Below are 24149 nucleotides of genomic sequence, written 5' to 3' on the forward strand. Positions count from 1 at the left end.
ATGGTTTTGAAGGGGAATTAGTCCTGTGTTAGTATAAATGGATTATAGATAGGAGGGATGTTGATGGAAAGTAAATCGGCATGGCTACTGATTGCAATCGGAGCTTCACTATGGGGAGTAATAGGGATTTTCGTAACGTACCTTTATGAGATAGGATTTACGCCGCTTGAAGTCGTAGCAATGCGAGTGTTAACGGCTTCCATCTTCATGGTCCCTTATGTTTTTATAAAGAATCGTCATCTGTTCAAAATAAAGGTGGGGGACTCCGGGTATTTCATAGGTACCGGTATTATTAGTATTGTTCTTTTTAATTGGTGTTTGTTCAGTTCTATGAAAGAGTCTTCTATTTCGATTGCATTCATCTTACTTTATACAGCACCGGCGTTTGTTACGATTCTATCTCGAATTCTCTTCAAAGAATCACTGACCGCTCGCAAGGTCACTGCCCTAATGATTACGTTGATAGGGTGTTCCCTTGTAATTGGAATCTTTTCTAGCTCCACCGCATCCATTTCGCTATATGGATTAATCGTTGGACTAGGATCAGGATTTTTCTATGCCCTTTACAGCATATTCGGAAAAGCAGCACTTTCGAAATATGACTCACTAACCGTTACGGTGTACACGTTTCTTTTCGCTTCATTCGTAATTGTCCCTTTCAGTGGATTAGGTTCGAGAGTTTCTACTTTGACCGATCTAAAAGTGGTAGGACTCGTAATCGGACTTGGCTTTCTTTCTACGATGCTCCCATTCATTTTCTACACGAAAGGTCTTCAATATGTGGAATCAAGCCGTGCCTCGATTATAGCAACGATTGAGCCAGTCGTCGCGTCTGTCATCGGGTTCTTCATTTTCAACGAAACCTTATCGACGTGGCAATATATCGGAATGATCATGGTGATCAGCTCTGTGATCATCGTGCAGGAATCAAAGAACCAAAAAATAAATCGCCCACAGCAATATAACCGTATCGAAGCGTGATTCATTTGACGGTGCCTGTCACGACTCGTTACCAAATGCAGTAAAGCCTATTTGGTGCGTTAGTTGAAAATCTTGAGGATATCTCGAGATCAAGTCTTCAGTAATTTCGGAGCAAGTTTTTAAGAACTAGAAGTACATTTTTTGTGAAATAAGTGTTCAAAATAAAGATTACTGCTGTAAAATAAGGTGTATTATATTGTTGAATAGATTCTCTTGTAAGAGAAGAAAAGTGGTGAGCAAAGTGGGAAGATATCAATTGGATCACAAAAGTAAGGTAGCTGTGACAAAGTTTCATGAGAAACAGCCGTCTGCTAAATTTGATAAAAAGAGTCATCTTGAAAAAATACGTGCGGAGTATTTAAAAAAGAAGCAAAAACAGACAGATAAATAATGTTGTGGAAAACAGAGGGAGATTAAATTCGTCCTATGTTTTTCTTATGACAAGTTATATTTCGATATTTTTTGCAAAGTTGGAGCTTTAATTGAATGAAAAAAAGGGGAACTCCATTCTCATTGGAGTTCCCCTTTTACAATTTAACGGTTTAAGCATGCGTGCCAAGCAAAGCATCGTTTGCTGAAACATAGTCATAACCAAGGTCACGTGCAACGGCTTCGTAAGTAATCGCTCCGTTTGCTACGTTCAATCCTTTTTCAAGTGCCGGGTTGCTTTGGATCGCAGCCGTTACGCCTTTATTTGCGATTTGGATCGCGTAAGGAATCGTTACGTTTGTTAGTGCGATCGTTGATGTTCTTGGAACTGCACCAGGCATGTTCGCTACGGCATAATGAACAACGCCGTGCTTTTCGTAAGTTGGGTTATCGTGCGTAGTAATGTGATCAACTGTTTCAATGATTCCGCCCTGGTCAATCGCAACATCGACAAGAACAGATCCAGGTGTCATGCTTTTCACCATTTCTTCGGTTACAAGCTTCGGAGCTTTTGCTCCTGGAATGAGTACGGCTCCAACAACAAGGTCCGCTTCTTTAACAGCTTGTGCGATGTTGAGTGGATTAGACATAAGCGTATTAATCGCATTTCCGAAAATATCATCAAGCTGACGAAGGCGCTCAGCGCTTAAGTCAAGAATCGTCACATCTGCGCCAAGACCCATCGCGATTTTCGCTGCGTTTGTACCTACAACGCCACCGCCGATAATGGTTACCTTGCCACGCTTCACTCCTGGAACGCCGCCAAGCAAAATGCCTTTTCCGCCTTTAGGCTTTTCAAGAATTTGTGCACCGATTTGAGAAGCCATGCGTCCTGCCACTTCACTCATTGGTGTTAGAAGTGGTAATGTTCCACGATCGACAACTGTTTCGTACGCGATCGCTGTTACGCCGCTATCTTTAAGAGCTTTCGTTAGTTCAGGCTCAGCTGCTAAATGTAGATAAGTGAAGAGAATGAGTCCTTCACGGAAATAAGTATATTCAGAAGGAAGTGGTTCTTTTACTTTCATCACCATTTCTTGATTCCAAACAACGGCTACATCTGTCGCAATTGTGGCGCCAGCTTCTCGATAGTCGATATCCTCGAAACCGCTTCCAATTCCTGCTTCAGTTTCAACTGTTACGTGATGACCAGCCTTTGTTAGTGCGATGACGCCTGCTGGAGTAATCGCTACACGATTTTCATTATTTTTAATTTCCTTTGGAATACCAATATACATCATTTCATCCCCTTAGCCTTAATTAATGATCAATTACCTACGATTATAGACGCCCTATTTGGATTTCACATTGTGTAAATAAAAGAAAATAAAAGGGGGTGTTTGTGTAATTACACAAACACCCTATAATTTCATTTGTTCTATTTTTAAATCGAGATAGATTGTGACTTTTTGATTAGCGTCTTTTAGATCAAGATTTGCTACATCAGTGATGCGTTTTAACCGATAGTTTAACGTATTCGTATGAACATGGAGAACTTGAGCCGCGGCCTTCACGTTGCTATCGTGCTGCAAATATACTTCTAGCGTTTCAAGTAGCTGTGTGTGATTAATGGCATCGTACTGCTTGAGCTTTTCAATATAATTGTTTTGATAATGCTTGCGCTCTTTATAGAGAAGATCAATAAATTGATAGATCCCAAGATTTTGATAGCTATAAATTGACATCACTTCACGCTTGAATCGTTCTTTAATGGATAACACATGAAGTGCTTCACGGTAGCTATCTTTAATCGAAAGAGGACTTTGGTAGAGCGTACCAGCTCCGCCTTTTAGTGTATCAACACCAAGGCGATTACTAATTTTCTCAACAAACACCTGTACAAATTCTGATAGCTGCTCGGCCGTGTTTTTTTGATCAGTTGGTCGAACGAGCAGAATGAGCTGATTCTGATCCAACGTACTATAGATTAATTCGATTTGGTGAGAAGCCTGAATGTAATAGTTCATATGGCGTTCGAGCGATTGTTGAATTTCATCATTAAACTCAAAGACAACGATCGCCATTTCACCCTTTATCTTAATTTGGTAGGTGGAGGCTTGATTTAGTATATTTGCTTCTTTCGTATAATGTCCCGTAAGCAGTTTCCAGAAAAACTCGCGATGACCTTCTTCTGAATGTCGCTTCTTTATTTCAAGTTTAAGAATTTGATTTTTAACGACTTTAGCCGCTTTTTTTAGAAGCGCTAATTCTTCTTGCTTTACTTCCCAATTAAGTTGAGCCCAAATAAAGCCGAGAAGCTCTTCGTTTTTTCGAACCGATATGGCCACTCTTTGTCCTAGCCCTACTTCTGGGATCGCCGGGATAATAACCGGATCATCACTCTCAAATAGCTGAGGGATAATGCCTTTTTTCCATAGGCTTTTGATCACATCTTCTGGAACTTTTCGTTTCATGATAGTAGCAATACGAGCAGGGTCCACATTTTCATCGTGTGAACTATACGCTAGAATGCGATGATCTGAATCTTCAATCGTGACGGGGCAGCCAAGGTTTTCTCGAATGCAGTCAGCTAAATCTTCTAACGAACGGAATGGCCCCTGAAAAGGGTTATGACGTTCTTGATCGGTATGCATTTTCTACCACTCCTTTCTTATGACTCGTAAACGATGTCCTTACATTCATTACTTCTGATTAAGAGTATACAAGAAAATGAACACCTTTGTGGGATTTCACAAAGAGAAGTTAAGAAATTGTTAGGATTCACAAAGGAAAGTGGGCACGTATCATGGCCGAGGTGAGAAAAAATGACGAAAATAATAACCTATCAACCTATAAGTTCATCATTATTAAACTTTTAAAATAAATAGTATGACATAATTAAATTAATGTGTTATTCTAATAATCGAATCTAGTAGGGAGGCGTTGGATAAATGGTGGAGAAAAGTGCGATTCGATGGTTTCATGAAATAAGAAAGGAAGATATTGCTCTTGTCGGTGGTAAGGGAGCAAATCTTGGAGAGCTTACGCAGAGTGGTGTACACGTACCGCCTGGTTTTTGTGTAACAGCTGAAGCGTATGCCACGTTTATCTCTGAACGAGAACTTGATCAGTCGATTCTTCAAAAAATGAAGACGCTTGATTATGAAAATAATGATCAGCTTAATGAGGTGAGTGCTGAGATCAGGGAATGGATCCTACAGACAGATATGCTTGAATCTCTTGAAGTAGAGATCCGAAATGCTTATGCAGCGTTTAGTGAGGATCTTAACGTAACGGACCCGTTCGTTGCCGTTCGAAGCTCGGCAACGGCTGAAGATCTTCCGGAAGCCTCTTTTGCAGGTCAGCAAGATACATATCTTGAGATTTCTGGGATTACAGCACTTCTTTATCACATCAAGAAATGCTGGGCGTCGCTCTGGACATCACGAGCTATTTACTATCGCGAAAAACAGCAGTTCAACCATTTCGATGTCTCTCTTTGTGCGGTCGTACAACTAATGGTGAATAGTGAAAAATCAGGTGTTATTTTTACAGCGAATCCAATTACGGGTGAACGAGAGCAGATGATGATTAATGCGAGCTGGGGACTTGGCGAAGCGGTTGTCTCAGGGATGGTTTCACCAGATGAGTACATCGTCGATAAGAGAACGTTTAAATTAATCGAAAAGCACGTAGCCGAAAAGAAAGTGCTTGTCGTAAAGAAAGCCAACGCAATCGGAACGGATACGGTTGCCGTGAAAGAATATTTAAGTGAGAAGCACGTCAATCAACAATGCTTAACGCAAGCTGAAATCGCTCAGCTTTCACGTGACGCTGTTCGAATTGAAGAACTTTATCAAACGCCTCAGGATATTGAGTGGGGCCTTGATTGCCAAACAAATGAACTTTACATTCTGCAAGCTCGTCCAATAACAACACTAAAAGAGGAGGAAACAAAAGTGGTTGAAAAGGTTGAAACGCCAAAGAAGATGCTCGTTCGAGGATTAGCTGCCTCACCTGGTTCTGCAAGCGGAAAGGTTCGTAAAATCAAAGATATTAGTGAAGTTTCTCTTGTAGAAGAAGGCGACATTCTAGTGACCATTATGACGAATCCAGATATGATTCCTGCTATGAAAAAAGCGGCAGCGCTCGTTACAGATGAAGGCGGACGGACGTGTCACGCCGCTATTGTTTCACGTGAATTCGGAATCCCGTGTATTGTTGGATCTTCGATTGCAACAGATGTGTTAATGGATGGAATGGAAGTAACGGTTGATGCGACGCGTGGAGTTGTATATGAAGGACTTCTAAAAGAAACTGAACAAGTGAAAAAGAAAGAACAGGCCAACGAAGTGACGAACAGCACTGAAGGATTCAATGAATCACTTCTTCACCAGCTGGCTCCAATCACAGGAACTAAAATTTATATGAATCTAGGTGAGCCTGATCTAATCAATAAATACAAACATCTGCCGTTTGATGGAATTGGCTTAATGCGAACGGAATTTATATTTTCAAATATCGGTATTCACCCGATGCATTTGCTGAAGACCGGACAGGAAGAGATGTTTATTGAAAAAATGTCCGAAGGAATAACAAAGGTGGCCCAGGATATCTATCCAAAGCCAATGGTTGTTCGCTTGAGTGACTTCCGCTCAAATGAATTTCGTGGCCTCATCGGGGGAGATGAAGTAGAGCCCGTTGAAGCAAACCCGATGATCGGCTGGCGCGGTGTTTCTCGCTACATCTCTCCACAGTATGAAGAAGGATTCCGTTTGGAGTGTCGAGCGATTAAAAAGGTTCGCGATGAATATGGTCTAATCAACGTTTGGACAATGCTTCCGTTCGTTCGGACTACGTGGGAAGTTGAGAAAGTGAAGAAGATTATGGCAGAAGAAGGACTAGTTCAAAATCAGGAATTCAAGATTTGGATTATGGCGGAAGTGCCGTCTGTCATTTTTGAAGCGGAGGAGTTCGCGCAGCTTGTGGATGGCTTCAGCATTGGAAGCAATGATTTAACACAGCTTATTCTTGGATCTGACCGTGATTCTGGCATTCTAAACAGCATGGGGTACTTTGATGAGCGTAATCCTTCCGTAAAAAGAGCGATTAAACAGCTGATCCACGGAGCTCATAAGTATGGTAAAACCGTTTCTATTTGTGGACAGGGGCCGTCGACTTACCCTGAATTCACAGAGTTCCTCATTCAAGAAGGAATTGATAGCGTGAGCATTAATCCAGATACGGTGGCAGCGACAAGAAGATCAGTTGCGTCTGTTGAGCAGCGTATGATTTTAAATAAAATAAGAGGCTTGTAAATAAGCATTTACAAGGTGTAGCCGTACTGGTATTATATAACAAAATCAAGTGCGATGATGAGAAGAGTAGATGATGCGACCTTACACAGAGAGCTCCGGTAGCTGAAAAGGAGTGAAGGTAACATGATTGAACCAAACCTCTGAGCTGTACATCGGAACCGAACGTGGGGATGGTGTAACGGGAGCTCCCGTTAACGAGCTATGGTATAAGCAGCTTCTGCCGTACCTGATAAGAGTCATGTGGCGACACATGACTGAACCGGGGTGGCACCGCGATAAGCAATCTCGCCCCCGGGACTATACGTCCTGGGGGTGAGGTTTTTTTATTGGTTAAAAACTTATCGCGATTGGAGCTGACAAGTTATGAAGCGTCTTAGTACTATTCGGAAGAACGATCTATTGTTGCTTACAACAATGGGAGTGTCAAATATCGGAGGATGGGTGTACCATATTGCTCTCAATCTCATCATCTTAAATCAAACAGGGTCAGCACTTGCTGTGACAGGGCTATACTTACTGAAGCCATTCGCAACTTTATTCACAAATCCATGGGCTGGAAGTCTAATTGATCGCGTGAACAAACGTTGGCTTATGATTGGGGTGAATGTCACTCAGGCATTAGTGATGCTTATTCTCCCGCTACTATCAAGCTTATGGATGATTTATGCTCTTGTATTTCTGATCAACATGGGTAGCTCGATTTTTCATCCAACATCAATGACTTACATGACGAAGCTTCTTCCTAAAGAAAGGCGAATCCATTTCAATTCTCTTCGAAGCCTGGTCGATTCAGGTGCATTTGTAATTGGGCCAGCGATTGCTGGTGTGCTATTTATTATCGGAACGCCAACCAATGCCATTTACCTTAATGCAGTTGCATTATTTCTTGCTGGCATGTTGTTTCTCTTGCTACCTGATATAGAAGCTGAAACTAGGATGAACATATCTGGTGTGATTTCATTTCAAATGATTAAAGAAGATTGGCGTGTTGTCTACATGTTTAGTCGAAGCGCTATTTTTGTGATTCTCATTTATTTTCTAGTGAGTGCGGTTGGCGTGATGAGTTGGGGAGTCGATTCACTTGAAGCGAGCTTCGCAACAGAAGTTCTTCATCTGACAAATACCGAATATGGTTTTCTCGTAAGTATCGCTGGAATCGGAGTTCTTTTGGGAGCCATTCTTAATACCGTTATTGCAGAAAAAAGAGATCCCCTGTCGTTAATAGGAGGCGGGGCCATTGTGCTTTCCATTGGGTATCTGATATTTGCTTTATCGTCATCCTTTCAGTTAGCTGCGATCGGCTGCTTTGTTCTTTCCTTTTCTCTTTCGTTCATGAATACTGGCTTTTACACTTTTTATCAAAACAATATTCCCGTTGATGTCATGGGGAGGATTGGTAGTTTGTTCAGCTGGCTTGAGGCGGTTTTTGTTATCGTCGTGATGGTTGGCTGTGGCATCGCTGCAGAACTTATATCTATACGTTTTAGCGTTATAGTAGGTTCAAGTGTGATGCTAACCTTTGCATTACTTCTTTTAGGAGTTGTTTTGAATACGAGGTCGGTGAAAGTACACAGGATGGCTAAATAGTAGCCATCCTTTTCAATCAATTCAGGTGTTAAATAACGATCGAAAGGACAAAAGTCAAGGCAGAACACCTGTCTTGAATGAAAAGTAAATATTGCTTCTATTCTCACTGAGAAAGTTCATGGAATATCCAAAACTGTTTTTTTGTAAGCATTGTATTCACCTTTAGCGTTTCTCATAATGAAACTATACTGTTGAAGAATGTGATGAGTAGTGAAAGATTCACATATTTTATTCAGGTGTGTTTTCCGATTCCTTTTTCATATAGGAAACGGAGAATCATTCTGCCAGCAGAAATAACTAATGGAGGAACGATAATGAAAAAAATATTAGTTTTAACAATTGCGTGTTTACTCACATTTGGGAATATGACTTACGCCCATACTGGATTGGAAAGTTCTAACCCTGAAGATGGAAGTACAATTACAGAGGAGTTAGACATAGTAACCCTCACTTTCGAAACAGAAATTGAGGAAACAAGCTCTTTTGAATTACAAAATGCGAGTGGTGAAACCGTAGCAGTTGATAACATCACAGTTGAAAACAACACAATGACTGGAACTTTTGATCAGCCAATTGAAAACGGAGAATATGAAGTGCCATGGAAAATTATTGGAGTTGATGGTCATCCAATTGAAGGAACGTTTTCTTTTTCTGTAGACGCACCTGAATCGGAAGTGAAGGAAGATGAGTCATCGTCTGAAGAAACAACGAAAGATTTAGAAACTGATGAGACGGAAGAACAAAGGAATAAAGAAGAAGAGACTAAGGCAGATACCGCTGAAGAAGAAAATTCTAGTGGTACAGTAATCGGCATCGTTATTGGTGTCCTGGTTGTTTTGCTTATTGGTAGCGTATTGTTAATGAGGAGGAAAAAATAATCAATGTTTTTCCTAACAGTAATCAGTGAAGCACTGCTTTATATTACCTTTGCGTTACTGATTGCGGATTATCTTTTCTTATTTATTTCTCACGATAAAAAGCCGGTTATTCATGTTCCTAAAAAAATTCGCCTATTGGCTGCAGGAGGAATTGCGCTTTTTTCCTTCATGCCGATTTTGGATTTACTTCTTTATTTATATGATGACTATGGAATAGGGCAAGCTCTGTCGTCAGTATTATTCACATTTAAAGTAGGTCAGGCTTGGACTTTTACGGTTCTGCTGTCGATTATGTTAAGCTTATTTATTCTCTTCGTTGATGATGGGCAGGAGAAGAGATATCCATTCATTGGTATGGTTCTTCTTCTGTTTCTCATTCTAGCACTAGGGTGGGCGAGCCATTCAAGCTCTCTTCATCCAGTTAAGGGTTTCATTATTCACACGATACACTTTACGGCTGTTATTACCTGGGTAGGAGTACTTTTTGTCATAAGCTGGCTTTCAAAAAACGCGGCAAACTGGACGCAATTTCTGAGATGGTTTCATCCAACCGCTATTATCTGTTTCATAGTAGTAGGGATCACAGGGCTATTGTTAATGCAGTTCGTTATTCCATTACAAGACTATCCTGATGCATGGATGGTTTCTTACGGACAAAGCTTGTTAATCAAACACTTGCTCATTGTTCCACTACTCGGATACGCCTTTCTGAATGGTGTTATCATGAAGAAAAAGCTTAAAGAGAATAAATCGTTTGATCCAAGACCGTGGACAAAAGTAGAATCCGTTATGGTGTTACTGATTTTTGCCGCTACGGGTGCGATGAGCCACTCTTCACCTCCAAACAATCTGGCTTCTCTCATTCGTCTTGAAGGCGTATCACCGCTGTTTACGCTATTCACAAACGGATTAGTTCGACCTGGTGCCTCTATTGAATTAGTCGTTAACGTGAATACGCTATTGCTTGGCGCTTTAGCCGTAGTGTTTATAGTGGTGATGATTGCTGCATTTATGAAAAATATGGCACCAATTTTTTCATTTCTAATGAGCGTGTTGTTTATCATATCAGCCTATTTAGCTTTGCTACAAAGCGTTCAAATGATGTAAATACGAACCCCCGAGAGCCTTGCTCTCGGGGGTTCGTATTTAATTTATCTGGCTCTATAATATTTGTTGGGGTTTAAGAAAATGAAGCACAAAAATACACGCAAGCTCCTATATCTTTTAAACTTGAATTGACGAGAAACAAGAAAAAGATTGGAGTTGCGTGTACGTGCATTTTAACATGAATTTACCCGGATTAGAAGAAGTGATGGTATCGAAAATGGAAGCCATTAATGGCCAGTATCATGTTCATATTGAAGTGCCAAAGAAGGCGCACCAGTGCCCCCAATGTGAAGAATGGACTGTACGTGTTCATGATTATCGGACTCAGAAAGTACAACACCTTAAAGTATTTGAGCGAACGGCTTTTTTGTTTTATCGCAAGCGCCGTTATGTGTGTGCCTGTGGGAAACGATTCGCTGAAAGGAATTCGATCGTCAATCGCTATCAGCGTCACTCAAAGGAATGGAATCAGGCCCTGGGATTACGCGTGGTACAGGGGAAGAATTTCAAGGATACCGCAGCCCAATTTCGTACGTCGCATTCAACTGCGATAAGGCGGTTTGATGAAGTCGCCGCACCAACGCTTCAAGAAGTGAGTGATCTTCCTCGTGTCATCGCTATTGATGAATATAAAGGAGATACCGATGAAGGAAAATATCAAGTTGTCATTGCGGATGGAGATACAAAGCAGCCTTTGGATATCCTTCCTAATCGCTCCATTGAGACCGTAAAGGACTATCTTCGCAAGAAGGGGTCGCGAGTTGAAGTGGTGATCATGGACATGAGCTATGCCTTCAAGTCAGCTGTTCAAAAGGCACTAGGAAAGCCAATCATCGTGGCTGATCGCTTTCATTTTTGTCGCTACATCTATTGGGCATTAGAGCGTGTACGAAGAAGAGTTCAACAGAATTTCCATGATTATGACCGTAAAAAGTGCAAGCGAATGAAGCATGTTTTTTACAAGCGATATGAGCAGTTGAGTGAGAAACAAAAGTGGTATCTGGACCGTTACCTTGGATTATCCGAGGAATTACGAAAGGCTTACGAGTTAAAAGAAGCGTTTCGAAGCTGGTTTGAGGAAGCGAAACGAATCGGTCAAGAGAATCCTAACCAAGTTAAACAGTCTCTGTATAATTACTACAAAACGGTTGAAGCAGCGAATATGAAGGAGTTCAGACAAGCCGTTCAAACACTTAAGAACTGGCAACCAGAAGTCCTGAATAGTTTTGCCTTGAACTATAATAATGGTTTTATCGAGGGTTTAAACAATCAAACGAAGGTCATTAAGCGAAATGCCTTTGGTTTTAAGCGATATGACCGCTTACGAAGAAAGATCCTTTTACATCATCAGTACAAAAAAATTCGTCATTTTCAACTAGGATAAGGAGTAGGAGATGAATCTCCTACCCCAACATTTGATTTAGAACCATTTATCTATTAGCTATAATGGCTCTAGTTTTTAGATTTCCTTTTTTAACTACAACTTAGAAAACACCTAGACTGAAAAATGCGCGTTGATCCAAATGATGGTTCAACGGGCTACAAGTAAAACTATTTAAATCTTAAAATGCTGATTCTCGAGTAGGAGCACTTTTTCCGTCATTTGGTGAGCTTGTTTTTTCGTATGCTCAACGAGATCATAAATGAGCGGACTGCACTTTTTAGCCCCATTGATGAGAAGCGGTACTCCGAGAGTATCGATGCCAAGCCCTCGAGAAAGACCTCCTCCTATTGACATAACAAACGGGACGGTTGGTGACGTGTTTGAGAGGATAATCTGATCATCTACTTGAAAATGGTCAAATAGCATTAAAGTCATATCATATAAAGCGGGCACGATCAGTTTCGACGATTTTTTACCAATTGTGTAGACTTTATAGCCATCTGAATCCCGACCGTGGAAAAGGAGTCGTCCGGCGTCCTTTTTCGTTAATTTGTTAAAAAAGGGCACGGCAAGAACTTCTTCACTTGTTAAAGGAAGAGAAGAGGGCTTTAAAAGATGTAAATGAAAGGCTGCAGCTATTGATGTGGTGTGTGTCCCACCGTAGTCATGATAAATGTAAATCATATGCTCATCCCTGTAATTGAATTTACTAACAAGTATTACCTGATTAGCGGTAAACAATCCTTTGATCAACCTTTCAATTATAAAAACCGCTCAGTCAAATGACTGAACGGTTGAATGAAAAATGTTCGTTTAAGCATTAACAGACTTAGGCTGATTCCGGTTGTTTGCAACTGGAGCCTCATTCGATTGTTCGTATTCTTGTTGAGGCGCGGTCTTTTTCACAAAAAACGAAAGCACAAGCGCCACAATCGTGAGAGCAAGAATGACGAGAAATGCGATATTTACGCCATAAATATCTGGTCTTGAGATAGATGGCTGCTGCTGAGCCGTTTGAGCGGTCGTTGTCATGACCGTCACTAAAATCGCCGTTCCGACTGAAGCCGCAATCTGTCGCATTGTATTATTCATGGCAGCCCCGTGTGGAATAAGGTGTTTCGGCATTTGATTCAATCCAGCCGTTGTGACCGGCATCATGACCATCGATAAACCAAACATACGAATCGCATACATTACTGTTAAGAACGTAATGGTTGTCGATGTATCGAGAAATGAGAAGCCGAGCGTTGCGCCAGTTACAATTGTTAAACCAACAATTGCAAGGAGACGCGCACCGATTTTATCAAAAATCCGTCCTGTAATCGGGGACATAAATGCTGTAATAACGGCCCCAGGAAGTAGGACAAGTCCGGACTCAAATGCGGTAAAGTCTCTCATGTTTTGCATATATAGTGGGATCAACGTTTCTGAACCAATTAATCCAAGAAACATCATCATCCCGATGATCGTCGTAATGGTGAAAATCTTATCTTTAAACACTCGAAACTCGAGCATCGGCTGTGAAAGACGTAGCTGTCTTAATATGAAAATCGTCAGCGTGACGACACCAACGATAAGAACGACGATCGTTCTCATGCTGCCCCAGCCTATGTTCCCTGCACTCGTGAACGCATAAAGCAATCCGCCGAAACCGATCGATGAAAGAATAATGGAGATCGGATCGACTTTTGGAAACGTGAGCTCTGTCACATTTTTCATAACGAAATAGGCAACTGCAATAATCATTATCGCGAGTGGCAGCATTGACCAAAAGAGTAAGCGCCATGAATAGGCAGCTGTAATCCAACCGGACAACGCGGGACCGATGGCGGGTGCAAATGAAATCACGAGCCCGATGTAACCCATCGCAGCGCCGCGTTTGTTCACTGGAAAAATCATCAGAAAGACGGTTTGCATAAGGGGCATCATAACCCCAGCACCGGCGGATTGAATAACACGCCCAATTAACAACACGCCAAAGTTCGGCGCGAATCCGCCAATCACCGTTCCCACTGAGAAAATACTCATCGCGGAAATAAAAAGCTGTCTCGTTGTAAATCGTTCAAGAAGAAAAGCACTGATCGGTATCATGATTCCATTCACAAGCATAAAGACTGTCGTCAGCCATTGTGCTGTATTCGCGGTAATGTTCATTTCCTCCATGATCGGTGGAATCGCCGTAATCATAAGAGTTTGGTTTAAAATTGTAATAAACGCTCCAGCTAGCAGAAGCGTCGCAATTAACACTTTATTATAAGGTTTGGTGCTCACGATAGGACTCCTCTCGCAATTTTTTATCATTTTCATTAGTAGTAGTTAAGTAGTTTTCCCCTCAATCAATTATCAAATTATACTCTCATCATCGTCTCGTTACAAACGCCTTGATTGTAAAAATTTCATTAAGGAGGAGGGGTGGTTATTCCATATAATGGTATAATTAGGTGTAATGATTCTAGTTAGCGAATAAACTTGGATTTTGTCCAATATATTTCGATTTTGGCCAATAAAACCGCAATTTGGCCAATAAATCTTGAATTTAGCCAATAAACCTGTCGCGGGCAAGGTCTCGCATGTTTTTTGGAGGTTCCTCCCTCTCCGATCTAGAAGTCTACAGGAGTGGCTTATGCTTATGGAAGAGAGTTGCGGACCATCTTCCATGATTTCGAGCCCATTGAGATTAAGAGAGCGTATCCTTCTAGTGGAACTCTTAGCGTAGAAGGTCTGTGGGCAGCGTTATTTAGAATACGAGATTAAATTAAAACTAATTGAGGTGACCACAATGAGGAAAGTAGAAGTTCAGGAGTTCAATGAAATTTGGCGTGAGTTGTTTTTGTTAGAAGCTCAGAAGCTTGAACGCGTATATGGCGATAATATGATCGAAGTTCATCATATTGGAAGCACCGCGGTTGAAGGGTTGAAAGCGAAGCCTGTGATCGATATCATGCCAGTTGTGAAAGATCTTAGTCTAGTGGATCAAAAAAATGAGTACATGAAAGAACTTGGATATGAAGCGCTTGGTGAAAATGGGCTGACTGGCCGCCGTTTCTTTCGGAAGGGTGGAGATCAGCGCTCTCATCATGTGCATCTATATGAATTAGGAAATCCGGACATTGATCGCCACCTGGCATTTCGAGACTACTTAATGGAACATCGGAGTGATCGCCTGAAATATGGACAGACAAAGGCTGAGCTAGCAATGCGTTATCCTGAGGATATGGAAGCTTATATCGATGGTAAGAATACACTTGTAAAAGATATAGAAGAGAAAGCACTCGATTGGTATGTATCAAAATAAATAGGTTATTGAAAGAAAGAGAGAAAGCGAGCTAGAAAATTGGCTGCTATTCTCTCTTTTTTATGTCTATTTATTTCTAATGAAAAGACAGAAATAGGTTGCATGACGAAGTGATAATGATTATCATTATAAATTAGATGCGTATGGTAAGAGCGATTTAACCAAATCTAGTAAAGGGAAGAGTGAGATGAAGAAGAGATACTTAATTAGTTTATTTATTTTATTATCCTTTGTATCCCTTTTTATTGGGGTCAAAAGCATGTCACCTCTCGAGGTGTTTAATTTTACAGATGAGCAGAGTCAGGTGTTCTGGATTAGTCGGGTTCCGCGTCTTGTTAGTATTATTATTGCCGGGGCAAGCATGAGTATTTGTGGACTTATTATGCAGCAGCTTAGTCGTAATAAGTTTGTCTCTCCAACAACGGCAGGTACGATGGATGCTGCTAGACTTGGGATTCTCGTTTCCCTTATCTTATTTTCCTCCGCTAGCTTAATGCAAAAAATGATGATTTCGTTTCTGTTCGCTTTAGCGGGTACGTTCCTTTTTATGAAGGTGCTCGATCGAGTGAAATATAAGGATGCGATCTTCATTCCACTAGTAGGGTTGATGTTTGGGAATGTCCTGGGGTCAATTACTACGTTTTTCGCGTATAAGTATGATTTAATGCAGAGCATCGGTTCATGGCTGCAGGGAGATTTCTCAGTCGTATTAAAAGGTCAGTATGAACTATTATACATAAGCGTTCCAGGACTTATCATCGCCTACATTTACGCCAATCGATTTACGATTGCTGGAATGGGTGAAGACTTCTCGGTTAATCTTGGCTTAAAGTATAAACAGATTGTTAACATCGGACTCGTTATCGTTGCTTTGGTGACAACCGTTGTCATGTTAACAGTAGGAGCCATTCCATTTCTCGGTTTGATTATCCCTAATATCGTCTCGATCATGATGGGGGATAATCTGAAAGCGAATCTGTTTCCAACTGCCATGATGGGCGCAGTATTTGTGTTAATCTGTGATATTCTTGGGCGATTGATTATTTATCCATATGAGATATCGATTGGTTTGATGGTTGGTGTAATCGGAAGTATTCTATTCATTTACTTGTTGTTAAGGAGAAGAGCTTATGTCTAAACGTATGAAAAACAGTCTCCTTTTTGTGCTCAGTCTCCTGCTCATTAGCGCGTTTCTATTGATCGACCTGGGAGGAAATGTAGGCTATATTTTGCCGAGGCGTGCAATCAAAATTGTGGCTATTATTGTAACAGGAAGTGCCATTGCATTCTCTACGGTTATCTTTCAAACAATCACAAATAATCGAATTCTAACACCTAGCATTATTGGGCTTGATTCTCTCTATATGCTCATTCAAACCGTCATTGTCTTCTTATTTGGATCAATGAACATTTTAATCTTAAATAAAAATCTTAATTTTCTTTTGTCAGTTGTCTTAATGATGGTGTTTGCAAGTCTATTATTTAAGCTCCTATTTCGAAAAGAAGGACAGAATATCTACTTCCTGCTTTTAATTGGATTAATCTTCGGTACCCTATTTGGAAGTCTCTCATCGTTCATGGAAATGTTGATCGATCCGAATGAATTTCAGGTTGTACAGGATCGGATGTTTGCGAGCTTCAATAATGTGAACACAGATGTCTTACTTGTATCGATTGCTGCTTTCGTCATTGTATTGGTTTATGCCTGGAAATACATAAAGTACTTGGACGTGCTATCACTAGGGCGTGATCATGCCGTGAATCTAGGCGTCGATTATGATCACATCGTGAAACGATTGTTAATTGTCATTTCGATTCTTGTATCAATTTCGACCGCACTAGTTGGCCCAATTACGTTTCTCGGACTACTCGTAGTCAATGTAGCACATGAGTTTCTTAAGACGTATCAACATAGCTATCTCATATCAGGATCAATTTTTATGAGCGTGATTGCTTTAGTCGGAGGACAGCTTATCGTCGAACGCGTTTTTACGTTCTCAACATCGATCAGCGTCATTATTAATTTTATTGGCGGCGTGTACTTTATTTATCTTCTACTGAAGGAGAGGAAATCATGATTGAAATCAAAAATGTCTCAAAATCATATGGTAAGAAAAAAGTTGTTCAGAACGTCTCTCTCACTGTTCAAAAAGGGACGATCACTTCCTTCATCGGTCCAAACGGAGCAGGAAAAAGTACGCTTATTTCGATGGTGAGTCGCTTGCTTTCATGTGATGAAGGAGAAGTTTACATCGATGGGAGTAACGTTACAAAAACGAAAAGCAATGAGCTTGCAAAGAAAATCTCGATATTGAAACAATCTAATGAGCTAAACGTTCGGTTAAAAGTACGTGAATTGGTTTCATTTGGTCGTTTTCCTTATTCCCAGGGACGATTAACGAAAGAGGACTGGGCGTATGTAGATGAAGCGATTCGCTATATGGAGTTGGAAGAAATCCAAGATCAATTTATTGATCATTTAAGCGGTGGTCAGAAGCAGCGGGCTTTTATTGCCATGGTTATAGCTCAGAATACGGAATACATCATTCTTGATGAGCCGTTAAATAATCTTGATATGAAGCATTCTGTTCAAATTATGAAGGTATTAAGACGCCTGGCTGATGAATTGGGGAAAACCGTTTTAATTGTGATTCATGATATTAACTTTGCATCGGTTTACTCAGACCAAATCGTTGCGCTTAAAAATGGATCGCTAATAAGAGAAGGGCGAACCGATGAGATGATTACGACAGAAGTCCTGAAAGAAATTTATGATATGCATATTCCTATTGAACAATATGGTGATCACCGTATTGGAATTTATTTCTCATAAAATTCAAAATCTATATTGACAAATGACACTGATAATCATTATCATTAAGTTAAATGATTCTGGTCATTCTTTTTTTATTGTAAATGATTGAGAATTGATATCAATTCTATCAACACTTCAAAAAAGAGATAAGGGGAGAAGAATAATGAGGAAATGGATTTTGGTTTTAGCTCTATCAGCTCTAGCACTAATCGTATCTGCATGCGGTACGAATAATTCTGAAGCAACAGAAGCAAATGCAGAAGCGAAGGGATCATCAGAAACAGAAGAAGTAACCGTGAAGCACGACCTTGGAGAAACAACGGTTCAAAAAAATCCTGAGAATGTTGTTGTCTTTGATTTTGGTACACTAGATACTCTCGATAAACTGGGTGTAGAGGTAGCGGGTGTTCCACAAGCTAATATTCCATCTTACCTTTCAAAATATGAATCAGATACATACGAAAACGCTGGCGGTTTGAAGGAACCAGATTTTGAACAAATCGCAGAAATGAACCCAGGGTTAATTATCATTTCAGGCAGACAGTCGGATGCCTATGAAGAATTAAGTAAGATTGCACCAACGATTTATATGGGAGTCGATACAACAGACTATATCCCTTCATTCAAAAAGAATGTCACAACGCTTGGTGAGATTTTTGGGAAAGAAGTAGAAGCGGAAGAAGAATTAGCGAAAATCGATGAAGAAATTTCATCTGTTCAGGAGCTTACATCTTCTTTAGATGAGAAAGGATTAATAACACTCGTGACTGGTGGTAAGGTAAGTGCTTACGGAGCTGGGTCAAGGTTTGGACTCATTCATGATGTGTTAGGGTTACCTGAAGCGGATGGTGATCTTGAAGCATCGACGCATGGCCAAAGCATTTCATTTGAATATATCGCAGAAAAAAATCCAGCTTACCTCTTCGTTGTTGATCGTGACGCTGTTGTAGATGGAGCAGAAACATCGGCGAAAGAAGTAATAGAAAATGAACTTGTGAAAAATACAGACGCTTATAAAAATGATCACATTGTTTATTTAGATCCAAACTACTGGTACTTATCTGGTGGCGGACTGGAGTCAGTGACAGAAATGATTAGCGAGGTTAAAAAAGGAATCGAGTAACATGAAAGCCCCCTTCGAACGTTCGAAGGGGGTTTTTTGATTAAGGCTGATACACCTTACCATCCGCATCAATGTAAACCGTATGAAGAATGGTTCGCTCAAATGAAGCGCCTTTTTTAGTATCACCGTTCACATCAAGCATGATGTGATAAACGCCTTCACCAGCATTTTTAATAGGAAAGGACTTTTGAGCACTCAATTTTTCCTGTGACACTTTCTTTTGTTTCGTTTTTCCATTTTTACTATATTGAATCACAATATCTCCTTCGATTGAATCTTTCACTACATTGTTTTCGTCGATATTAAGCTTCACTACTTTTGCAGAGCTTTTCAGTTGGAGCTCTTGATTTAGTTCACTTTCATAAGCAACTTGCATCACGTAACTTTCTTTCTTTGATTGCTTTACTTTTAGTTTCCATGTGCCAGATTTAGGGAGGTCTACCTTCAGTTGGTGATGAAACGCTCCTTCAAACATCGCCTCATCTTGAGATGTTTCTGTCACCGCATACGTTTTCTGATCAGGCCCTTGAAGAGTGATCACCGAATCCTCGTTTTGACTCATCCAATCGAGCGTAATGCTTTTCGTATCTTCTTCTACATCAAACTTTTCCACTTGCGTTCCCTTAAATTCACCGCCCCGAATGAGGACATTAGCTTGATCAGAAGCAGCCGTTTCATTGATAGAAGTGAGCGGGGCAAAGGCAGGGATCGACTGTGTTAAGTAAGGTTCAAATAAGTTAAGCGTAGCGCTCCCAGTTCGAATGGACGAGTGATCCCAATTCCCGATGCGAATCTCATTTCCATAGGGAAGTCTCGAACTGTTCACCGTAACGGCGCCATCATTTGAGCCATATTGTCGTAAATACAAACCGCCCCAGTAGAGCGCGCCACCGAAACTTCCCCAACTAGTGCCCCCAAACGTGTAGTAAGGTGTGGATGAAATGTTCGGTTTTGCATCAGTAACGGATCGGAAATAGCTCATATAGCCGGTCTGTAGTGAATAGGTGGCGTCATTTCGATTTCCGATAATTGCAGCTAACCACCCGGCCCAGCTGCTGTGGGCAAGATCAGCTAGCTGTGAACCTTTGTGTGGGGTGGAGAGCGTAATGACTTTATCAACATATTGCTGCGCATTTGCATGAACGATGGCAGCCTGTGCATCAATCCCGCCTTTACTGTGGGTAACAAGAATCACTTTCTTCCCAAAGTACGCGTTGATCTCTGCTAGTTTGCTAGCAAGCAGCTGCCCGTTGTCCCACATGTTTTTCGTAGGGTATAAATCAATGAAAGCCGTTTGGTAGTTCTTGCTGTATGTAAGTTCATCCATATCGTTTTGATCAATCCAAGTGTTTGAAGAGCTGTTTAAGCCGTGGACAAATACGAGTGGAAGAGAGCCAGATTTGACGGTCGTAGGTTCATCACCAATGTACCATTCACCGGGTGTACCAGTTGCATCACCTTTCCCTATAATACCGGCTTGAGCGTCCTGAGCGAAAGGGGGAGCGAGCAAGAAGATCATCACCAATAGTGACACCAACCATTTCTTCATAAAACCCTCCTATTTGAAATGAGTCTTATACCACTTCAACTATAAAAATATTCAGTTTATTAAACAAGGAGCGTTTTCACTAACTTTCTTAGTTGGAGTATAGGTCAATAGAACGGCAATGGTTGTTCATTCGACGGGTTTCTATGAAGTTCTTACAAGTGTTTCCTCTCTCATTGAAAAGCTGTGTCAAAGGTACTATAACAACGTTCCACAAAAAAACGATCCAGACCTTTAAGTGTCTGAACCGTCCATTCTTTCGTTTCTACTCATTATCTTTTTCAAGACCATTCTTTTCAATAATATTATCAGAAAGGCGGAGTTGCTCTGTTACCTTTTCAATTTGATCATCACATTTCCTAAGCGATACTTTTTCTTCCGTAGAAACGTTATAGCACGTTCCGTTTCCAGCATCTTTGGTTAAATTAGCTTCGTAATAATAATCACGATATCGGAAAGACCCATCTCGAAATGCAGTGAGGTTGGGCTGATCATCAAGAAGAGAATTTCCCATCATATACGGCATTTCCATATTTAACATGTCGACAATTGTTGGGGCGATATCGATTTGCCCGCCGTTTTCTTTGATCACCTGGCCACTACCTTCATTCGGTTTCTTAATGAAAAGGGGTACTTGACGATCGAGTTCAAAAGCGTCTACGGCGCTTTCAACATTGGCTTCCTTTCTCATCTCGCTGCCTTCGTTCGTCAGTCCGCTATCATGGTCACCATAGAAGATCACGAGGGAGTCTTCCCACATCCCTTTCTGCTTTAACTCATCAACCATTAACCCAACGGCCTGATCGACATAATAAACAGTTTGATAGTACCGTTTTAACATCGGATCCTCATATCCCGATAAATCCAACTCTCTTTCTTCTTCCGGAATTTCATATGGCGTGTGGCTCGTTAATGCCACCATGAACGCAAAGTATGGTTCTTTTAACGTTTCCATATGTTCAATAGAGGTCGTGAGAAAGTTTTTATCATTTAAAGCCATGCCGATTTTTTTCTGATCAGGGTAATCTTTGTTGCTGAAGAATTGATTAAATCCGATATTCTCATACACTTTGTCGCGATTCCAAAATCCTTTGTCATACGCATGCATGGCTGCTGTGTCATAGCCATTTTCTTTCAGTAGCTCCGGTAATGATCCAAATTCATTTTCCGGAAAACGTGTATAAACGGATCCCGATTTCAAGGGGTAGAGGGACGTATTTGTTATAAATTCAGCATCAGATGTCCTTCCCTCGTGTGTTTGGTGATAAAACGAAGAGAAGTACAGCGTTTCTTCTTTTAGCTGATTTAAGTTGGGGGTCAGTTCTTTCCCGTTGATTTTCTGCCCAATAAGAGAACCTTGAAAGGATTCTAGTTGAATCATAATGATATTAGGTTTCTTAACGGAACCATCTTTGTTTTCTGCAGCGTTTTTCTCTAACATTCTTTGTTGCGTTGCGGTTAGATCCTCTTCAGAGTTAAGCACCGCCATTACACCTCTCCAAAGATCAACACCGTGATAGCCCCAGAAACCAAGGTGATAGTAGTCCCGCATATCTGAGACGGATTGATTTGGCGACTGATCTTCTTTAACAGCGCTAAAAATTAACGGTGTCGCAAACAGAACGACTCCGATTAGAAATGTGGCACTTGCTGTTACTCTTCGTTTTTTCTTCGTTACTTCAAATGGTTTCTTTCTCGTGAAAAAGAGTACCAATAGAAAGATCACAACATCAGCGAAAAGGAAAAAGTCTTGAAAGCGAATCAGCGCCATAAAACCACCGCCGACATCACTCATTTGAAGCATTTGTGAAAAGAGTGAGACGGACAGCATATCTTCAAAGTATCGGTAGTACCAGAGATCAGATATAAGAAGAAGACTATGTAAAAACAACAGTGTCAGCCATATCCATCGGCGTTTCTTCCATTGAATCAGAAGTGTCCAGCTAGATAAAAGTAACATGCCGGCAAGATTCATAAGGAGAAAATCCAATGGAAAAGCTGTATTTGTATAGAAGCTAAATAGTACAAATTTTAGAACGGCGAGAAATAAATAGAAAGCATAGCCGAAAAATATCATGGGATCCTCCTAACGTCTGTCATCATTGTCGACTAATCTTTACCCAAAAATGCATGAGGAGGAACGTTAGAATGTGCTATAAGTGTATTTTTTCCATCGAGTGTAAGGAGCATGCGTCTTTTGAGGAGATTTTGAATCTGAATGTAGAGCTTTAATATGCCCTGGCTTGTTTACCCTCTGCCTCATACTGGGAATACCCTTCAAAAAGGAGTGGTACCGATGGCATTTGACTATGATCTTGATTTTGACAATATTAATTTTCGAGAGCAGCCTGAAAAATACCGCGTTGGACGCGGTGAACAGGGGGTTCTGATGATAGAACCTTATAAAAGTGAGATCCTTCCACACTGGCGCTTTAAAACGCCTGATATTGCGAAGAAGTCTTCTGAAAAAATCTATCAAATGTTTCGAGACTACCAGGAAAATGATGATTTCGTAGGGATGGATATGGCGCGCAAATTTATTCAGATGGGCTATACAAGAGCTCGTCGCTATGCGAATTATAAAGGCGGCAAGAAATACGACAGCGAAGGTGAGGTGAACGAGCGGGATATTGATGAGGAAAAAGCCGAATCAGCGAGGATTTTTGAAGAGAAGTGGAAGGTTGTCCGTACAGATGAAGCTTATTTAGAGAAGAAGAAGGAGCATCAGAAGAAGTACGGCTGATCCGAGCGATTACAGTGGTTTCGCGGAATTAATTTAAATATCGCGGAAAAACCGGTGTAATTCGCGGAATTAATGAGAAAAGCGCGGAATAAATTTGATTTTCGCGGAAATCTCCACTAATAGGGTGCTTTATTATGATCTCTCTACTTATTAAGTATTGATAGAGGTAATTGCTGAATGCAATGATAATAAGAAAGCCACGTCCTCAGGACGTGGCTTTTTGGTCGTTATCGTCTTAATTTCTGTAGTAAATGAAGAATCTCAATATATAACCATACGAGCGTAACCATTAGCCCGAATGCGCCATACCATTCCAGGTGCTTTGGTGCACCGCGGTTTGCGCCGTTTTCGATAAAATCAAAATCAATTACGAGGTTGAGCGCAGCGATGGCAACAATGAATAAACTAATGCCAATTCCAACGACGCCGTTTGAGTGTAAATAAGGAACGTTGGCGTTTAAGAAGAGATTCAGTCCAAGGTCAATCATATATACAACAAAGATCGCGAGCGTTGCGGATACGATCATTAACCGGAAGTTCTTTGTAACCTTTATAATGCGAGCAGCATAAAGGAAAAGCAGAACGCCCATGACTGAGAAAGTTAAAGCTGCGGCTTGAATAACGATTCCGGGATATCTGGCTTCAAGAATCGCGGATAAACCACCAATCGCAAACCCTTCAAGCGTGGCGTAGATTGGACCAGTGATCGGTGCGGCACGATGAAAGAATGCTGTAATTAGTGCAAAGATCAGTCCACCGATCGCACCAATGACCATCATTGTATACACATCTTCTCCTTGAGCATAGCGGTACCAGGTATAGATGGATGAACCGAGTAAAAAGAGGAATAAGAAGAAAGTCTTCGCTACCGTTCCTCCAATTGTCATCGCTTCACCTTGATCACGTGTTTTGTTAAAGGTATTATTTTTTAAAACGGGATTTCCGCTTCGCATCATGTATACTTCATCCTTTTCGTAAGAGTAGATTCATTCTAATAGATATG

General features: G+C 40.8%; 20 protein-coding genes and 1 other annotated feature. Of the genes, 13 read left to right on the forward strand and 7 right to left on the reverse strand.

From position 1 onward, the window contains the following. The first annotated feature begins 63 nt into the window (after window positions 1-63). Entirely contained in the window at window positions 64-981 is a 918-nt protein-coding gene (locus AC0VYH_RS05180) for a DMT family transporter (protein ID WP_475373390.1), read from the forward strand. A 256-nt stretch (window positions 982-1237) separates the two neighbouring features. Beyond that, entirely contained in the window at window positions 1238-1372 is a 135-nt protein-coding gene (locus AC0VYH_RS05185; RefSeq protein ID WP_430243909.1) for a hypothetical protein, read from the forward strand. Between the two features lie 151 nt (window positions 1373-1523). On the opposite strand, the gene ald is transcribed toward AC0VYH_RS05185, so the two are convergent. After that, window positions 1524-2648 carry an alanine dehydrogenase gene (gene ald / locus AC0VYH_RS05190; protein ID WP_430243572.1) on the reverse strand — a complete coding sequence of 375 codons (1125 nt, stop codon included), beginning with the start codon at window positions 2646-2648 and terminating at the stop codon, window positions 1524-1526. A gap of 123 nt (window positions 2649-2771) precedes the next feature. Beyond that, window positions 2772-4004, reverse strand: a complete 1233-nt coding sequence (locus tag AC0VYH_RS05195) for a PucR family transcriptional regulator (RefSeq protein WP_475373391.1) — start codon at window positions 4002-4004, stop codon at window positions 2772-2774. A 297-nt stretch (window positions 4005-4301) separates the two neighbouring features. On the opposite strand from AC0VYH_RS05195, the gene ppsA reads away from it, so the two are divergent. The 5 genes from ppsA (at window position 4302) to AC0VYH_RS05220 (ending at window position 11624) form a co-directional block, all read left to right on the forward strand. Next, complete coding sequence (gene ppsA, locus AC0VYH_RS05200; protein WP_475373392.1) at window positions 4302-6668, forward strand: phosphoenolpyruvate synthase; 2367 nt, start codon at window positions 4302-4304, stop codon at window positions 6666-6668. A gap of 45 nt (window positions 6669-6713) precedes the next feature. Then, window positions 6714-6964: a binding site (T-box leader), on the forward strand. Between the two features lie 67 nt (window positions 6965-7031). Continuing rightward, window positions 7032-8255, forward strand: a complete 1224-nt coding sequence (locus AC0VYH_RS05205; RefSeq protein WP_475373393.1) for an MFS transporter — start codon at window positions 7032-7034, stop codon at window positions 8253-8255. Window positions 8256-8569: 314 nt separating this feature from the next. Next, complete coding sequence (locus tag AC0VYH_RS05210) at window positions 8570-9133, forward strand: copper resistance protein CopC (protein WP_475373394.1); 564 nt, start codon at window positions 8570-8572, stop codon at window positions 9131-9133. 3 nt (window positions 9134-9136) lie between these two features. After that, window positions 9137-10240: a copper resistance D family protein gene (locus tag AC0VYH_RS05215; protein WP_475373395.1), complete on the forward strand. Its 1104-nt coding sequence runs from the start codon at window positions 9137-9139 to the stop codon at window positions 10238-10240. 160 nt (window positions 10241-10400) lie between these two features. Further along, window positions 10401-11624 (forward strand): ISL3 family transposase, encoded by a 1224-nt coding sequence (locus tag AC0VYH_RS05220; protein WP_475367286.1) that lies wholly within the window; start codon window positions 10401-10403, stop codon window positions 11622-11624. Between the two features lie 171 nt (window positions 11625-11795). On the opposite strand, the gene AC0VYH_RS05225 is transcribed toward AC0VYH_RS05220, so the two are convergent. Together AC0VYH_RS05225 and AC0VYH_RS05230 are read right to left on the reverse strand one after the other, a co-directional pair. Further along, on the reverse strand, window positions 11796-12308 hold the full coding sequence (locus AC0VYH_RS05225; RefSeq protein WP_475373396.1) for a DUF3189 family protein: 513 nt from the start codon (window positions 12306-12308) through the stop codon (window positions 11796-11798). 129 nt (window positions 12309-12437) lie between these two features. Continuing rightward, window positions 12438-13895 (reverse strand): MDR family MFS transporter, encoded by a 1458-nt coding sequence (locus tag AC0VYH_RS05230; protein WP_475366762.1) that lies wholly within the window; start codon window positions 13893-13895, stop codon window positions 12438-12440. A 508-nt stretch (window positions 13896-14403) separates the two neighbouring features. On the opposite strand from AC0VYH_RS05230, the gene AC0VYH_RS05235 reads away from it, so the two are divergent. The 5 genes from AC0VYH_RS05235 (at window position 14404) to AC0VYH_RS05255 (ending at window position 18857) form a co-directional block, all read left to right on the forward strand. Continuing rightward, window positions 14404-14919 (forward strand): GrpB family protein, encoded by a 516-nt coding sequence (locus AC0VYH_RS05235; protein WP_475366763.1) that lies wholly within the window; start codon window positions 14404-14406, stop codon window positions 14917-14919. A gap of 187 nt (window positions 14920-15106) precedes the next feature. After that, complete coding sequence (locus tag AC0VYH_RS05240; RefSeq protein WP_430245675.1) at window positions 15107-16057, forward strand: ABC transporter permease; 951 nt, start codon at window positions 15107-15109, stop codon at window positions 16055-16057. Beyond that, a complete protein-coding gene (locus tag AC0VYH_RS05245; RefSeq protein WP_475373397.1) occupies window positions 16050-16997 on the forward strand; it encodes an iron chelate uptake ABC transporter family permease subunit in 948 nt (315 codons plus the stop codon). The genes AC0VYH_RS05240 and AC0VYH_RS05245 overlap by 8 nt, the downstream gene beginning before the upstream one ends. After that, window positions 16994-17752, forward strand: coding sequence for an iron ABC transporter ATP-binding protein (locus AC0VYH_RS05250; protein WP_475373398.1), 759 nt, complete (start codon window positions 16994-16996; stop codon window positions 17750-17752). The genes AC0VYH_RS05245 and AC0VYH_RS05250 overlap by 4 nt, the downstream gene beginning before the upstream one ends. A gap of 145 nt (window positions 17753-17897) precedes the next feature. Continuing rightward, window positions 17898-18857 carry a siderophore ABC transporter substrate-binding protein gene (locus AC0VYH_RS05255; RefSeq protein ID WP_430245678.1) on the forward strand — a complete coding sequence of 320 codons (960 nt, stop codon included), beginning with the start codon at window positions 17898-17900 and terminating at the stop codon, window positions 18855-18857. A gap of 40 nt (window positions 18858-18897) precedes the next feature. On the opposite strand, the gene AC0VYH_RS05260 is transcribed toward AC0VYH_RS05255, so the two are convergent. After that, window positions 18898-20406 carry a PGAP1-like alpha/beta domain-containing protein gene (locus AC0VYH_RS05260; protein WP_475373399.1) on the reverse strand — a complete coding sequence of 503 codons (1509 nt, stop codon included), beginning with the start codon at window positions 20404-20406 and terminating at the stop codon, window positions 18898-18900. Window positions 20407-20668: 262 nt separating this feature from the next. Beyond that, window positions 20669-22480, reverse strand: coding sequence for an LTA synthase family protein (locus AC0VYH_RS05265; RefSeq protein WP_475373400.1), 1812 nt, complete (start codon window positions 22478-22480; stop codon window positions 20669-20671). Window positions 22481-22699: 219 nt separating this feature from the next. Between AC0VYH_RS05265 and AC0VYH_RS05270 the strand changes: the two genes are divergently transcribed. After that, window positions 22700-23146, forward strand: a complete 447-nt coding sequence (locus tag AC0VYH_RS05270; RefSeq protein ID WP_475373401.1) for a DUF4385 domain-containing protein — start codon at window positions 22700-22702, stop codon at window positions 23144-23146. Window positions 23147-23373: 227 nt separating this feature from the next. Here the strand turns inward: AC0VYH_RS05270 and AC0VYH_RS05275 are convergent, their stop codons facing one another. Then, window positions 23374-24099: a Bax inhibitor-1/YccA family protein gene (locus AC0VYH_RS05275; protein WP_475373778.1), complete on the reverse strand. Its 726-nt coding sequence runs from the start codon at window positions 24097-24099 to the stop codon at window positions 23374-23376. Between the last annotated feature and the right edge of the window lie 50 nt (window positions 24100-24149).

The organism is Anaerobacillus sp. QJM3NY_32 (assembly GCF_056173645.1).